Raw genomic sequence first — 14,713 nt, forward strand, 5'->3', positions numbered from 1 at the left:
TCTCCTGACCTAGATCAAGATTGCTCGGCAGCGGCCTTGGAGGCGGCCATCTTATCCTCCATGTGCTGTCTCTTCACCAGAACGGCGGCAATTATCAGCATCACGCCATTAATAATAAACACCCAGCGGATCGGAATGACGCCGCCAAGCACGCCCCCGATTACCGGTCCAAGCATGGTGGCGAACTGCGTAGCCGACTGATTCAGGCTGAAGGCCCGGCCGCGGAAGCTTGTCTCCGTAGATTTCACGATCATCGCGTTAATAGCGGGGGTAACCCCGGCGAAGAACAGGCCGTATACAAAGCGAAGTATCCCGAATTCGGTAATGTGGCCGACGAAAAACTGCAGGCAGTTGCCGATGCCGCCCCCAAGCAGACCGATAAAGAGTACCTTCGAGAAGCCGATCCTTGAGCCGAACTTGCCCCACTGCGGCGCGGCGATTAAGGTGGCGATCCCGACTGCGGAGAACACGATCCCCGATTGCAGCGAGGCATCATGCTCGTTAGCCCCAAGCTGCAGCACATAGACCGTAAGCAGCGGCTCTAGAATCATTACCGAGAACATCGCTATTCCGGACATGCCAAGCAGCGCCAGGAATGCCTTGTTATGCGAAGCATGCTTGAGATCATCCAGAACGGAGGAGCGTACGCCGGAGCGGTTGAATTTATGCTCGGTAGCGAAGAAGGTTGCGATAAGCGCGGCCACAAGCACGATACAGCCCGAGAAAATAAACGATTCCCTATTGCCGATATAATGGCTGACCATACCGCCGATAAGAGGGCCCATTATGCCGCCCGTCGCGCCGGAGGTCGCCATGATGCCAAGGGCGTAGCCGGATTTCTCCTCCGGCGTATTGGTGGCGACAAGAGCAATCGCGGCAGGCACGTAGCCGGCGAGAAGTCCTTGGAACACCCGCAGCAGCAGGAACCAATACGGATCATGGATAAAGAACGTAATGAAATAAAGTGCCGCTAAGCTGTAGCCCGAACGAATGAGCATCGGCTTGCGGCCATATTTGTCAGCTAGCGATCCCCAATAAGGCGCGATCAGCGCGCTGGCGAGAAACGTAATGCCAAACGCAATTCCGGACCACATTTCCAGATGGCTGTTCACTCCCAGATCATTGTGCAGGAACAGCGGAATGAACGGAATAGATACAGAATAGGCCGTGCTGCAAAAGAAAACGCCAATCCACAAGACGATCAAGTTCCGTTTCCACAAGTAAGGTTGGGTCATTTCAGTCACATCCTAAAACGTACGTCAGAGTACATGGTTTTCTTTTATTGTAAACCTAATTTTACGGAATCTCCATGTTGCGAGGGAAAAACAATACTTTTGTCCTTACAATAACCGGATTAAACCCATTAATAATTAAGCTCGTTTCATGAGAAAAAAGCCTCCGCGGAATTATCGCGGAAGCTGCTTTCGTCTAATGCCGCAGCGCCTCGAGCAGGCAGGCGTTGAACAGATCCAGCTCCTCGTAGAAGATGGCATGGCCGCTCTTGTCGAAGCGCAGCAGGATGGAGTTCGGAATGGTCTCCTTCATGATAATGGCGAGCTCGAATGGGCAGATGCGGTCATACACCCCGTGGAAAATATACGTTGGCACCTTGATCTTCCCAAGATCCGCCTTCACATTCTCATCCCGCAGCGTATGCCCGCACGCGATTATGGCGCGGGGCGACTGGTCGAGCTGCACGGAATCGAACCATTGCCTGAAGGCCGGAGACGGCTCGTTATGGAAGAACAGCTTGCCGAATTCCTGCAGCATTTGCGGACGGTCGCGATTCGCGAGAGCGATAAGTCCGTCAAGCGCTTCAACCGGCATCCCTTGCGGGAAGCCTGGCTGCTTCGTAATGTAGGGAGCAGCCGCGGCGAACAGAAGCAGCTTGCTGACGCCGTGTCCGGCATGCCGCCCCATGTAGCGGACGGCTACGGCACCGCCCATCGAGAAGGCGGCAAGGGTAATGTGCTTGAATCCCAACGTATCAATGATGACTCGCACGTCATCGGCCATCCGGTCCAGGCTGTAGCTTTCCCAAGGCGAATCGGATTTGCCAAACCCCCGGAGATCCATCCGAATGCAGCGGTAGCCGTACTTGGGAAGTTGGTCGACTTGGTACTCATACATGCGGTTATCTAGCGGATAGCCGTGCACGAACAGAATCGGCTGTCCAACGCCCGTATCCTCGACATACAGGCTGACGCCGGGTTCGACATCAATATAATAATTCAAGGCTCCAGTCTCCTTCTTCTAGCTAGAATCGTTCTTTGTAGTATAGGTATGTGAAAGAACGTCCCCGTAGAAGAAGCGGAAGCGTACGTTGGATTTTATCCAGCAAAAATGGCTATAAGGGTGCAGTTAATGCACGTACATTGGATTCTATCCAATATTAATCGCTCTGATGGAGCATTTTCCAATCTTCAATTAAATTCTACTGTACAAAATCCAACGTAAACCGGGCATTAGCTCCAGCAGCTGCATTTTTAATGTATTAAATCCAACGTGGAAGAGGTGAGGGCGGCAAAATTGCTCAGTGTGCGAGACGGGGTGGTGGGAGTGGCCCAATAAGAAGGAAAAACCGTGCTACAGCGGGGTGAACGAGTCGATGTGGGGTTGAAGCATCCCAATAAGAAGGAAAAACCGTGTTACAGCGGGGTTGACGAGTCGAACATGCCCGTTATCGTCACTGGGACCGTAGCGCGAAAAAAGCTGCCCCTTCCGTCATGTTCATGACTTCAGGGCAGCCTCGCATTAGATCCGCGCCATACTCTGCAGGCTGCTGAACGCAACCGTGCGGTTGCGGCCGTCGCGCTTCGCCTGGTAGAGCGCTTGGTCGGCGTATTTGAACAGCTCGAATACTTCATCGGATACATCCGGGAAGCTCGCGACCCCAAGCGACATCGTCACCGATTCGCCAATCGGGGTAACGGACTGCTCGATCCGCAGCCTAATCCGCTCGGAGACCAGAACGGCCTCCTCCTCCGAGGAATGGGGGAGCAGCATCGTGAATTCTTCGCCGCCGAATCGGCAGCAATAATCATCCGGTCTTTTTTCGCTGACCATAACGCCAGCCACAAACTTCAGAACTTCATCGCCCATATGGTGGCCATACCGGTCATTTACGCTCTTGAAGTGATCAAGGTCCATAAGGATGACGGAGAACGGAGTGCCTTGCTGCTTCCACAAGGTTGTAATGGCACCCATCGTCCGTCTGTTGGTCAGGCCCGTGAGCGCATCCGTATTGGCTTCGGCATGCAGCACTTCCTTCTGCTCGCGCAGCTTGTTGAAGGCAAGCGCCACCGTATCGACGAGCTGATTCGCTTCATAGTTCCAGCTGGCATCAGAGGTCATCGGCTTCAGCGAGTCGTCCCCGCTGGAGAGGCGGGAGGCGTACGTAGCGAGCCGGTTAAGCGGATGGGCCAGCTTGCGGGACAGCCAGAACGAGAGGATGACAAGCAACAGCACAAACGGCGCGGAGAACTTCGTCATCTCTTGAATGACGTTGGCCGAAATATCGGTAATATGCTCTTGCGGGGTCTGGGATACAATTCCCCAGCCGGCTGCCGGCACGGGCGCGAAGCCCGCCAAGAAGTTCTGTCCTTCCGAATTAATGACGCGCTGCGAGCCGCTTGACCCTTGCAGCAGCTTCTGGACGACCGGGTTGTCGCTCATATTGTCCGAGATCCGATATTTGTCCGGATGGTAGATCAGATTGCCGGAGGAATCCACGACATAGAAGTAGGAGCCGCTTGTTGTGCTGGACTGAACGCCTAGAATATCGCGGAAAATATTCGCCTGCTGCAGATAGATAGACCCGCCTACAAAGCCTTTGTAATTGCCGTTACGGTCGAAGATCGGCGAACTTACCATCACGATCAGACGGTTCGTTATCGCATGGAAGGGCTTCGAAATATAAGGCTTCTTCAGCCTGAGCGACTCCAATGTCGCTTCGGAAGTTGGCGTGCTGCCGATTAAATTCAGATTGTTCGGCGAGGTAGAGACAATAACGCCGTCGCTGTTCACGATCGTCAGCGAGTTGAAGTAGGGGCTGGTCCCCATGAAGAAATCCAGCTGTGACAGGACATTCTTATCGCTCAGCTCGATATCCGAGAAGTAATCTGCCGTTACCTTCAGACTCTTCTGCATCGAGATCACGAGCGATTCGGTTGTTTTGCTCAAGTTAAGCGCGGCAATTCCGTTCATTTCGATTGTATTATTGAAGAGCGATTTCCGCTCGGTATTATATCCGATAATCGTACTGATGAAGATCGTAATAAGAACAGATAGAATAACCACAAAAGAAATAATAGACGATAGCTTGAAGCCTCTGCGCGGCCTTATCGGGTTGACCATAGATAGTAGGTGATGCTCCTTCCTAAATCTTACTATCCGATAGTTTATCATTTTTTGTCGAAAGTATCGATAATCATTCTAAAAAAGAGCTATACTTCCCCCAATCGCAGCCTAGCAGGCGATAAGGAAGAATAGCTCTTAGTCATTCCTATAACTATACGGTTTTGCGTTCGCGGCACAGCAGATAGACTGACTATCGTCGTTCTTCATTATAATCGATAACCACGCTCCATACCGACATGCAAAATGCCCATCCGTCCAGCCGCATAAAAGAATGCGGAAGGAACAGATGGGCATGTACGTCATTAACCTTTAACGGCGCCGGCTACAACGCCTTTAACGATATATTTTTGCAGGAAGATGAACACGATGATCGATGGCAGAACAGCCATTACCATGGCGGTCATAGCGTATTGCCAGTCCGACGTATATTGGCCAACGAAGGTGTAGGCCGCAAGCGTCAGCGTCTTCGTATCCGGCGAGCCGTTAACCATGAGGAGCGGAAGCAGGAAGTCGTTCCACATCCACATGACGTCGATGATGACGATGGTTGTCGTTACCGATTTCAGCAGCGGGAAGATCACGCTGAAGAAGAGGCGGAAGCCGGAAGCGCCGTCGATTGTTGCGCTTTCGTCAATTTCTTTCGGGATCCCTTTTACGAAACCGTGGTAGATGAATACGGCCAGCGGTGCGCCAAAGCCCCAGTACAGAAGGCCAAGTCCCCAAGTGCTCTCGGTAATGTGAAGATCCTTCGAGAGCTGAAGAACGGTAAGCATGATCGATTGGAACGGAATGAGCATCGGCAAAATGCACAGCAGGTACAAGAGGCCGCTCCATTTCGTTTTGGTACGCGCCAGCTTGTAGGCCGCGATCGACGAGACGAAGACAATCCCGATCAGGCCAACGCCCGTAATAACGAAGTTGTTCAGGAACAGCTTCGGATAGTTGATAAAGGACCATACATGCTCGTAGTTGCCGAACGCCAGCTTGTTAGGCAGGGCGATAACGTCCGTCATAACCTCGCCAAAGCTCTTGAAGGAGTTATTGATGGCAAGGAAGAGCGGGTACAGGAACAACAGAGACAGGAGGACCATCAAGATTTCAAGAATGATGCGTCCGGCTTTTGATTGACGGTTCATTATGCCTCAACCTCCCTGCGTTTGAAGATCGTCAATTGAATGATGGTTACGATAAGAACGGCAACGAACAGGATCAGCGCTTTGGCCGTGCCATAGCCGTACAGGTTGTTCTGGAACGTATCGCGGTAAATGTCATAAGCGATACTATAGGTCGTGCCGCCAGGTCCGCCGCCGGTCAGCGACAGGATGACGTCGAATACTTTGATCGAGTTGGTCAGCGCCATGAAGACCGAGATCGTAATGGACGGTGCAAGCAATGGCAGCGTAATGTTGAAGAAGCGGCGGAACGGACCGGCTCCGTCTACAGTTGCTGCTTCCTTCAGGTCATCGGGAACGGATTGCAGACCCGCGATATAGATAACGAGGTAGAAGCCGACCGACTGCCAGATGGATACGAGCAGGATGGAGATAAAGGCTAGTCCCGGCTCGCCCAGCCAGCTGAGCTTGAAGATGCCCCAGCCCGTGCTTGCGCCAAGCGATTCGAAGCCTTGCATGAAGATGAATTTCCAGATGAAGCCGACGATAACAAGGCTCAGGATGTACGGGATGAAGAATGCCGCGCGCAGCCAGGTCGTCGATTTGAGCTTCATGTCGAGTACCAGCGCGAGCAAGATAGCAAGCACGTTCACCAGTACAATGTACAGAATCGCGTATTTAATCGTGAACCATGCCGATTGGGTAAAGTTCGTGTCATGCAGGAAAATTTGCTTGAAGTTATCAAGTCCGATAAATTTAGGATGCTTGGAGATCCCGTTCCACTTCGTCAGGGAATAACGGATCGTCATAGCAAACGGGATGTAGAAGGCGATCGCGATACAGATGAGAACCGGCAGCGTAAACAGGCCGAACTCGATTTTCTCGCTCACTTTTCTCCCCATTTTCTTAAACATATGTGCACCTCTTCTCGATGTCGTCAGTTTGCGCGTTGTGAACTTGTTGTAATCAGCCGACTATACATCATTGCCTTATTCGATATACTGTGTATTATAATTGCGCCGGAAGGCAGCCAAAATGGATATATGCAAACGGTTAGGGGTAAAAAGGTGAACTTAAGCCATAGCAGCATGGGGAGTGGGTAGCAATCGCAAATCATATCGTGAAAGGCTGGGGCGCTCTGACCGAGCGAGTGTCCGGTCGTTTGGTGAACAAGCTTATTTTGCTTTTTACTACAATCATTATTTTGGTTGTAGGGACATTAACCTTCATCTCTTTCAAGATGTTGCAGCGGGAAGCGCTGAATAACAGCATTGCCAGCACGTCTAACAATTTGCTTCTCGTGAACAAGAACCTGGAGGATTACCTCAAGGGAATGGAGCAGCTGTCGCTGCCGCAGGTCAATTACGATGAGCTGGCCTTTGCCATCAGCCATGCGGCGACCAATTACGCGTCGAAAATGTTCGTCGAGGACTATCTGCGCAATATGTACTTCTCCCGCAGCAATGAGGATTTGGAAGCCATTTATTTATATTTTGTCGGGAGCGGGACGTACTACACGATCGCCAAGGAGAACTTCGATATCAAGATCCGGTCGGGCCAGGCCGATAATATTCCGTCGATGTCCTGGTATAAGCGGGCGATGGTCAGCGAGACAAACCGGGCGTATCAGTCCTTCCTCCTGTCCAACTCGGAACGCGGGTATGAGATGGATGACAGCCGGAGCTTCATGGCTTATCACCGGGTGCTCCGCTCGATCTCGACCAGAGCGCCGCAGGCCATGGTATCCTTCTACTACAACACGAATACGATCGACAAGATTCTGAAGGATATTCCGCAAAACAAAGGGCAGCATCTGTTCTTCCTAAGCTCCGATAACGTGCCGTTCGCGCTGGACGAGAAGCCGTTCTACCAGTCGATGGTGGAAAGCGGCCTGCTGAAGCAGATTACCGCCGACGGGAAGAACACGAATGGCCTCACCTGGGAGCTGCCGGACGAAAGCAAGTATCTCGTTGTCTACAATGTAGGCGGGCAGGAGGGCTGGAAGCTGGTGAAGCCGATTCCTTATGAGGAGCTGTACGCGGCGGCAAAGGCGACCCGTAATCTGAACTTCCTGATTGGACTGATGTCCCTGCTGCTTGCCGTCATTCTGATCACCTATTTCTCGAATGCGGTAACGAGGCCGCTGAAGCTTCTGTCGCAGCAGATGAAGCGCTTTAGTACCGGGGATTTCGAGGCTTCTACCGAGGTGGTCGGACGGGACGAGCTGGCGTATCTATCTCGCCAATTCAACCAGATGGTAAGCCAGACGAATGAGCTGATTACCGAGCGGTACAAGATGAAGCTGGTGGAGAAGAACGCGATTCTGAAAGCGCTGGAGGCGGAGATCAATCCGCATTTCCTCTATAACGCGCTGCAGGCGATCTCAACGAAGGCCCTGAAGGCCGAGCGTTTCGATATTGCGGATATGGTGGATGCGCTTGCCCTTACGCTGCGTTATTGCATCAGCGGGAAGGACATCGTCCGGGCAAGCGAAGAGCTGCTGCATATCGAGCGGTACATGTCCCTGCAGAAAGCGCGGTTTGGGGGAAGGCTTCAGCTGGTCATCGATTGGGATCCGGAGCTGAAGGAGCTGGAACTGCCGAAGCTGTCGCTTCAGACGCTGGTGGAAAATGCGATCAAGCATGGCGTCGAGATGGTCTCCACTCCCGTCACCATAAGGATCAGCGCGAGAGCTGCGGGCGGTCACGCTTTTATCATCGTCAGCGACAATGGACCCGGCTTTACGGCGGGCAGGCTGAAGCATGTGCTCGAATCGTTCGAAGCGGATTGGAACGAGCGGGCAGAAGAAGAGGGAAGCGTAGGTCTTGTTAACCTGAACACGAGGCTGAAGCTGCTGTACGGGACAAGCTCGCAGCTTGTCATCCGGACGAGTCCGTCCGGTACGGAAATGGAAATGCTAATACCGCGAGGAGGCGGGCCTTATGTATAGAGTGCTAATTATTGATGACGAAGAACCGCTTCGCGAGGCCATCCGGATCCTTGGTGACTGGAAGGGTCTTGGCGTAAGCGAGGTGCTGGAAGCGACGGATGGGAAGAGGGGACTGGAGCTTATTGCCCGGCAATCGATCGATCTCGTGATGGTCGACATGAAGATGCCCGGCATGAGCGGCGCGGAGCTGCTGCAGGTGCTTGAGCAGGACTATCCGGATCTGCCTGCCATCGTGATCAGCGGCTATAACGACTTTGAATATACCCGGCAGGCGATCCGCTCCAAGGTAGTGGACTATCTCTTGAAGCCGATTAACCGGCATGATCTGAATGCCGCGCTCCGCAAGGCCGTTGATCTCCTGGAGGCGCGCCGCGTGAGGGAGAGCGAGTTCATTAACCGCAATATTACCCTTAATATGTCTTTGCCGAAGCTCAAGGAGAAGATGTATCTGTCGATCATCGACCGCAGCTTCCGCAGCCAGACAAATGAGGCCTTCCTGCCATTGATCGGCGCGGATGATCCGGATAACCGGTTCGCCGCCGTCGTGCTTCGCATGATGAATATGGAGAAGGTGCTTCAAGCCCGGTTCCATTCGGACGTGGACCTGCTTCATTTTGCCGTGGCCAATATGCTTAACGAGATTGCAGGCGAGTACTTCCAGGCGTTCAGCTTCGCTAGTCCCAAGCAGGACCGCGAGCTCATCGTAATCTTGACGATGAAGGGGGCGTACCGGGAGGATATCGCCTACCGTTCGCTGCACCAGATGAACAAATCGCTGGCCGCGCTGCAGGATCTGCTTGGCATTGTCGCGGTAGCCGGCATTGGTACGCCATGCACCAGCATTATGCAGATTGCTTCTTCCTATGAGACGGCCAAGGCTGCCATTAACGGCATTAATCTGATCGCGCTGAAGGGGTATTTCGTAGCAAATACCGCTCAGAGGACTGCCCAGACGCAAGAGAGCCCATCGATTGCCGGCAGGGTTCAGCTGTTCCGTGCCGCGCTTGAAGCGGGGAATTCCGCGGGGGCAAGATCGATTCTTAGCGATGGACTCAAGAAAGTTGGAGCGGGGGAGCAGTTCAACATCGGGGAAGCGGATCAGGCCCTCGCCCGGTTTATTATTTTGCTGAATGATCTGTCGCTCGAGCTTGGCGTGCCTAGAGAGAAGCTGCCTCTGATGGAAGAGCGCCCGCTGCGCTTCATGGGCTTGTCCGATGATTACGCGAACTATGAGCAGTTCAGCAAGCTGCTGGAGGATGCGCTTCACTTCTATCTGGAGCAGATCCGCCTGACGCAGTCCGCCAATCGGCCTTTTGAGATAGGAGACATTAAGGCGTACATCGACAATCGGTACTATGAGGACATCAAGATTTCGATGTTCGCCGATAAATATTTTCTGAGCAGAGAATACATAATGAAGCTGTTCAAGCAGCAGTTTGGATGCGGAATCCATGAGTACGTGCAGCGTATCCGCATGGACAAGGCGAAGGAGCTCCTTGATGATCCAAGCCTGAAGATCCAGGATATTTCCGAGATGCTGGGCTACAAGGATAAGAACTATTTCAGCAAGGCCTTCCGCAATTATTTCTCCATTTCGCCGACGGAATACCGGAACGCAGACAAAGAAGGATAAAAAGTGAACGGATAGCAAGACTCCGCTTTTTTACCCTTAACAAGTCACTTATGTACATTTTTATCCCGATCCGTATTCATTATGATAAACGTGTGCATAAGGTCAGCTATAGCAACAGCCCGCCCATAAGACGGGAAGTCAGAACGCTGGCAACTATGAGAAATGGGGGCGTTACAATGTTCAAAAGAATTGCTTCGGTGTCACTCAGCCTTGCGCTGGTCGGCGGTATGCTCGCTGCCTGCGGCGGCAACAACGGCAACGATACGGCTAATAACGGCGGCACGGCAAATAATGGTGCAGCTTCGGACAAGCCGGTAACCATTAACATGTTCACAGCTTCTCCGGAGTACACGGATGCGTTCAACGCATACATCGCCGAGTACAAGAAAGTAAAACCAAACGTAACGATCAATCTTGAAATCATGCAAGCCGATTACAATACAGTCTTGAAATCCAAGATCGCTTCGGGCAGCACGCCTGACGTGTTCCAGACAACAGCCGGCGGAGACATCGATACATTCGCTGAATACAGCGCCGATCTGACAAACGAGCCGCTTGCGGCAGCCATGACCGACGGAGTTAAAGCCAACATGACGTCTTCGGACGGCAAAGTATTGGGTCTGCCGGTTAAAGGCAACCTGATGACGCTGATTTACAACAAAAAGCTTCTGGCGGATGCGGGTATTGCCGAGCCTCCTAAGACAATCGCGGAATTGAATGACGATATCGCGAAGCTTGAAGCGAAGAAAATCACGCCGTTCGCCAACGCTTATAAAGAGTGGTGGGTATGGAAGCACATCTTCCAACACTACGTGAACGCGGCTGCTGAAGACGCGGGCATTGCGCCGAAAGAATTGGTACAACAATTCATCGACGGCAAAACAACGTTTAACGATCATCCGGTGCTGAAAGACAACTTCTTCAACTTCATCGACCTGACGGTTAAGCACGGCACGGACAAGCCGCTTGAGCGCGACAGCAACGCTGAAGTGAGTGACTTTGCGCAAGGCAAAGCAGCGTTCATGACGGGTAAAGGCGCATGGGACGAGGAAGCGATCAAGAAAATTACGCCGGACATCCAAATCGGCATCTCCGGTTACCCTGTAAGCGACAAGCCTGAGCAAACGCAAATCGTAACGGGCGCAGACCAAGCGCTTCGCATTAACAAGGATTCCAAAGTGGCTAGAGAAACGATCGACTTCTTCAACTGGCTCTACACTTCGGATTACGGCAAACAATGGTTCTCGAACGTAGCGAAGGTTATTCCTCCAATCAAGGATGCTCCGCTTCCTGACCTGGATATGCCTAAGCAAATGGAAGAGATCCTCAAAACGCAAAAATCCGGCGACCTGTCGGTTAACTACTCGCTTGATACGTTCCATCAGAAGTTCGGCGAAATCATGCAGGCTTACATCGGCGGCAGCAAGTCCAAAGATCAAGCCATCAACGAAATTCAGACTGCATGGCAGCAATTCGGGTCGGCCGAATAAGCTAGACCTTCACGGCCCAGCGCTTAATTGCGCTGGGCTTTCTTTGTTCGCATGACGGCACGACTAGCAGGATGAGACTGGGAAGGCGGTAATAGGAGATGGAGACGAAATTAGCAACGCAAGCGGGGATACGCAGGATTGAAGAGAACGGCCTGCATTTGGTGTATGAGGTACGGGAGAATGGCGATGTGCTGCTGCTTCATTTTGGCGCTTCGCCTTGGCGCGAGGAATCGATTCTGGATAAGCAAAAAGACGGCTTCCGCCTGCTGGAGCTGCAGCTGACCGGAGAGGACCGGGCCGAATATCACGGGCGTACGCACCGTGCCTCTTATCCGGGGCTTCGGATGGTCTATGACGCCTTGTCTGATACCCGTAACGAGCGGGGGCGGAAGCTGGTTCTGGGATTGAAGGATCCGGTAACCGGCGTTGCGGCCGAGTGGCATGTCCAGTTCTACGACGGCGTTTCGGTGGCGCGCAGCTGGACGGAGTTGCTTAATGGCGGCGGCGAGGAAGTGGGAGTCGAGTACGTATCTTCCTTTGCGCTAACCGGCTTTGATAAAGACGGCGAAGGCGACCGCGACGAGAAGCTGACGCTGACGCTTGCGCATAACGCTTGGCAAAGCGAGCTGCAATGGCGGACTTACACGCTGCCGGAGCTTGGGATGTCGCATCTGATCGACCGCGGCTCGAAGCGTCTTGCGTTCAGCAATACGGGCTCCTGGTCGGCGGCTGAGCTTATTCCGATGGCGGTCCTGTCGAACGTGGCTTCGGGTGAAAGCTTGTTCTGGCAGATCGAGCATAACGGCTCCTGGCATTGGGAGTTGACCGATCAGGTTGACCGGCTGACGCTGCTGATCAGCGGACCAACCGAGCATGACAACCATTGGTGGCTGAAGCTGGCTCCGGGCGAGCGGTTTGTATCGGTGCCGGTTGCCATTGGTGCCGTTGAAGGCGGAATGGAGGAAGCGGCCGAACAGCTGACGACGTACCGCCGCCGGATCCGCCGGGAGAATGATGATAACAAGCTTCTCCGCGTTATCTTTAACGATTACATGAACTGCTTGTGGGGCTCGCCAACAACCGAGAAGCTGCTTCCGCTTATTGACGCGGCAGCGGATGTCGGATGCGAGTACTTCTGTATCGATGCGGGCTGGTATGCACCGGGCGAATGGTGGGATGGCGTAGGCCAGTGGCTGCCATCGGAGGAGCGCTTCCCGGAAGGCATCAAGTACGTGCTTGATTATATTCGCGGCAAAGGCATGATTCCGGGATTATGGCTGGAGCTTGAGGTTATGGGCATCAACTCGCCGAAGCTGGCGGATACCGATGACAGCTGGTTCTTCATGCGTCACGGGAAGCGGGTGAAGGACCGCAGCCGTTACCAGCTGGATTACCGCAGTCCTTCAGTTATCGCGCATGCGGATGAAGTCATCCGCCGGTTGGTCGAGGACTATGGCGTTGGCTACATTAAGATGGATTACAACATCAATGCGGGAGTTGGAACGGAGACGGATGCGGATAGCGTTGGCGATGGCCTGCTTCAGCATAACCGCGCATATCTCGCCTGGCTCGACGGCGTGTTCGCGCGTTATCCGGAGCTGGTGATCGAGAACTGCTCCAGCGGCGGCATGCGGATGGACTATGCGATGCTGAGCCGTTATAGCATCCAGTCGACCAGTGACCAAGAGGACTACATGAAATACGCTGCGATTGCAGCGGGTTCGCCGGCGGTGCTGACCCCGGAGCAGGCGGCTGTCTGGTCGTATCCGCTTCGCGAGGGCGATGACGAGGAAGTTATCTTTAACATGGTTAACGCATTGCTGCTTCGCGTTCACCAGTCCGGCCATCTGGCCGAGCTGAGCCCGCGCCGCCGCGAGCTGGTGAAGGAAGCGCTCGATTACTACAAGGTCATTCGCGGCGATATCCGCGAAGCGCTGCCTGTATGGCCGCTTGGCCTGCCGGCGCATGGCGACGACTGGCTGTCGCTTGGGCTGCGCCGCGGCGACAAGCTCTACCTCGCCGTATGGCGCATCGGCGGCGAGGCGAGTGAGCTTGCTCTGCCGCTGCCGGAGCTCAGCGGCAGGCAGCTTGCTGCGCGCTGCGCTTACCCGGCAGCCGCAGGCGACACCGGCTGCAGCTGGGACGCGGCTGCCGGCGAGCTTCGCGTCACGCTGCCGAACCCGCGCACCGCGCGGCTGTTCGAGCTGACGCTCGGCTAAGCCGCGCTCCGGCGCAGCAATAATGAAGGCCATGGGTTATCCCGTGGCCTTTTTGCTCGTGCCGCCGCGCAGCCTAGGCTGCGTATCGGCCAAGTTCAAGTTGTTAGTTAGTTTAAGGCCGCTATCCGCTAACGTTGCGCGTGGTGCAGCCCAGCGGTGCGTGCCCGCCAAGTAGCTAGTTAGTTTAAGTGCCGCCATCCACCTGAGTTGCGCGTGGTGCAGCCTAATGGTGCGTACCTGCCAAGTAGCTAGTTAATTTAAGTGCCGCCATCCACCTGAGTTGCGCGTGGTGCAGCCTAATGGTGCGTACCTGCCAAGTAGCTAGTTAATTTAAGTGCCGCCATCGTCCTACGTTGGATCCCATCCAATCTAATGGTGCCCTTGAGCACGGTAACGATAGCTGCATTGGATTCCATCCAGCAGAATTAGCTCCATTCCGCTGGAAGCAGCTCGCGGAGGCGAAAGTTACTGGATGAAATCCAACCTAACCAGCATCAGCCAGCAAACGAGCAGCCCTACGTTGGATGAATTCCAACGCAGTAAGCACCAGGGTTTGATTGAAGTGCCGGCACCAGCCTAGGTTGGATCTCATCCAACCTACTGGTGCCCCTGAGCCTAGTAGTTATAGCTACATTGGATTTCATCCAGCAGAATTAGCTCCATTCCGCTGGAATCAGCTCGCGAAGGCGAAAGTTACTGGATCAAATCCAACCTAACCTGCATTAGCCAGCAAACGAGTAGTCCTACGTTGGATGAATTCCAACGCAGTCAGCACCAGGTTTGTTTAAAGTACCGCCATCAGCCTAGGTTGGATCTCATCCAACCTGCTGGTGCTCTCGAATCCAGTAACAATAGCTACATTGGATTTCATCCAGCAGAATTACCTCCATTCCGCCGGAATTAGCTCGCGGAGGCGTTAGTTACTGGATGAAATCCAACCTAACCAGCAC

At 53.6% G+C, this 14,713-nt stretch carries 10 protein-coding genes; 4 read left to right on the forward strand and 6 right to left on the reverse strand.

Going from position 1 to position 14,713, the window contains the following annotated elements; genetic code table 11:
* Positions 1-14: 14 nt before the first annotated feature.
* The 5 genes from M3194_RS23590 to M3194_RS23610 form a co-directional block, all read right to left on the reverse strand.
* On the reverse strand, positions 15-1,235 hold the full coding sequence (locus M3194_RS23590) for an MFS transporter (RefSeq protein WP_251656538.1): 1,221 nt from the start codon (positions 1,233-1,235) through the stop codon (positions 15-17).
* Positions 1,236-1,428: 193 nt separating this feature from the next.
* Positions 1,429-2,235, reverse strand: a complete 807-nt coding sequence (locus M3194_RS23595) for an alpha/beta fold hydrolase (RefSeq protein WP_251656539.1) — start codon at positions 2,233-2,235, stop codon at positions 1,429-1,431.
* Positions 2,236-2,754: 519 nt separating this feature from the next.
* Entirely contained in the window at positions 2,755-4,356 is a 1,602-nt protein-coding gene (locus M3194_RS23600) for a sensor domain-containing diguanylate cyclase (RefSeq protein ID WP_251656540.1), read from the reverse strand.
* A gap of 305 nt (positions 4,357-4,661) precedes the next feature.
* Positions 4,662-5,495 (reverse strand): carbohydrate ABC transporter permease, encoded by an 834-nt coding sequence (locus M3194_RS23605; RefSeq protein ID WP_251656541.1) that lies wholly within the window; start codon positions 5,493-5,495, stop codon positions 4,662-4,664.
* Positions 5,495-6,385: a carbohydrate ABC transporter permease gene (locus M3194_RS23610; protein ID WP_251656542.1), complete on the reverse strand. Its 891-nt coding sequence runs from the start codon at positions 6,383-6,385 to the stop codon at positions 5,495-5,497. The genes M3194_RS23605 and M3194_RS23610 overlap by 1 nt, the downstream gene beginning before the upstream one ends.
* 266 nt (positions 6,386-6,651) lie before the next feature.
* On the opposite strand from M3194_RS23610, the gene M3194_RS23615 reads away from it, so the two are divergent.
* The 4 genes from M3194_RS23615 to M3194_RS23630 all read left to right on the forward strand — a co-directional run bounded on the left by M3194_RS23615 (position 6,652) and on the right by M3194_RS23630 (position 13,763).
* Positions 6,652-8,421, forward strand: a complete 1,770-nt coding sequence (locus M3194_RS23615) for a sensor histidine kinase (RefSeq protein ID WP_251656543.1) — start codon at positions 6,652-6,654, stop codon at positions 8,419-8,421.
* Positions 8,414-10,054 carry a response regulator gene (locus tag M3194_RS23620; protein ID WP_251656544.1) on the forward strand — a complete coding sequence of 547 codons (1,641 nt, stop codon included), beginning with the start codon at positions 8,414-8,416 and terminating at the stop codon, positions 10,052-10,054. The genes M3194_RS23615 and M3194_RS23620 overlap by 8 nt, the downstream gene beginning before the upstream one ends.
* Positions 10,055-10,230: 176 nt before the next feature.
* Positions 10,231-11,544, forward strand: coding sequence for an ABC transporter substrate-binding protein (locus M3194_RS23625; protein WP_251656545.1), 1,314 nt, complete (start codon positions 10,231-10,233; stop codon positions 11,542-11,544).
* A 98-nt stretch (positions 11,545-11,642) separates the two neighbouring features.
* Positions 11,643-13,763 carry a glycoside hydrolase family 36 protein gene (locus M3194_RS23630; protein ID WP_251656546.1) on the forward strand — a complete coding sequence of 707 codons (2,121 nt, stop codon included), beginning with the start codon at positions 11,643-11,645 and terminating at the stop codon, positions 13,761-13,763.
* A gap of 36 nt (positions 13,764-13,799) precedes the next feature.
* Here M3194_RS23630 and M3194_RS23635 read toward each other — a convergent pair whose 3' ends face one another.
* Entirely contained in the window at positions 13,800-13,961 is a 162-nt protein-coding gene (locus M3194_RS23635) for a hypothetical protein (protein ID WP_251656547.1), read from the reverse strand.
* Positions 13,962-14,713 lie beyond the last annotated feature (752 nt).

Origin of the sequence: Paenibacillus glycanilyticus, from assembly GCF_023715145.1 — a bacterium.
Taxonomy (GTDB): Bacteria; Bacillota; Bacilli; order Paenibacillales; family Paenibacillaceae; genus Pristimantibacillus; species Pristimantibacillus glycanilyticus_A.

Excerpts from the sequence above, each read along its gene's own strand:
- M3194_RS23635 (WP_251656547.1), bottom strand. The coding sequence starts at position 13,961 with ATGGCGGCACTTAAACTAACTAGCTACTTGGCGGGCACGCACCGCTGG.
- M3194_RS23625 (WP_251656545.1), top strand. The coding sequence starts at position 10,231 with ATGTTCAAAAGAATTGCTTCGGTGTCACTCAGCCTTGCGCTGGTCGGC.
- M3194_RS23600 (WP_251656540.1), bottom strand. The coding sequence starts at position 4,356 with ATGGTCAACCCGATAAGGCCGCGCAGAGGCTTCAAGCTATCGTCTATT.
- M3194_RS23590 (WP_251656538.1), bottom strand. The coding sequence starts at position 1,235 with ATGACCCAACCTTACTTGTGGAAACGGAACTTGATCGTCTTGTGGATT.
- M3194_RS23620 (WP_251656544.1), top strand. The coding sequence starts at position 8,414 with ATGTATAGAGTGCTAATTATTGATGACGAAGAACCGCTTCGCGAGGCC.
- M3194_RS23630 (WP_251656546.1), top strand. The coding sequence starts at position 11,643 with ATGGAGACGAAATTAGCAACGCAAGCGGGGATACGCAGGATTGAAGAG.
- M3194_RS23610 (WP_251656542.1), bottom strand. The coding sequence starts at position 6,385 with ATGTTTAAGAAAATGGGGAGAAAAGTGAGCGAGAAAATCGAGTTCGGC.
- M3194_RS23605 (WP_251656541.1), bottom strand. The coding sequence starts at position 5,495 with ATGAACCGTCAATCAAAAGCCGGACGCATCATTCTTGAAATCTTGATG.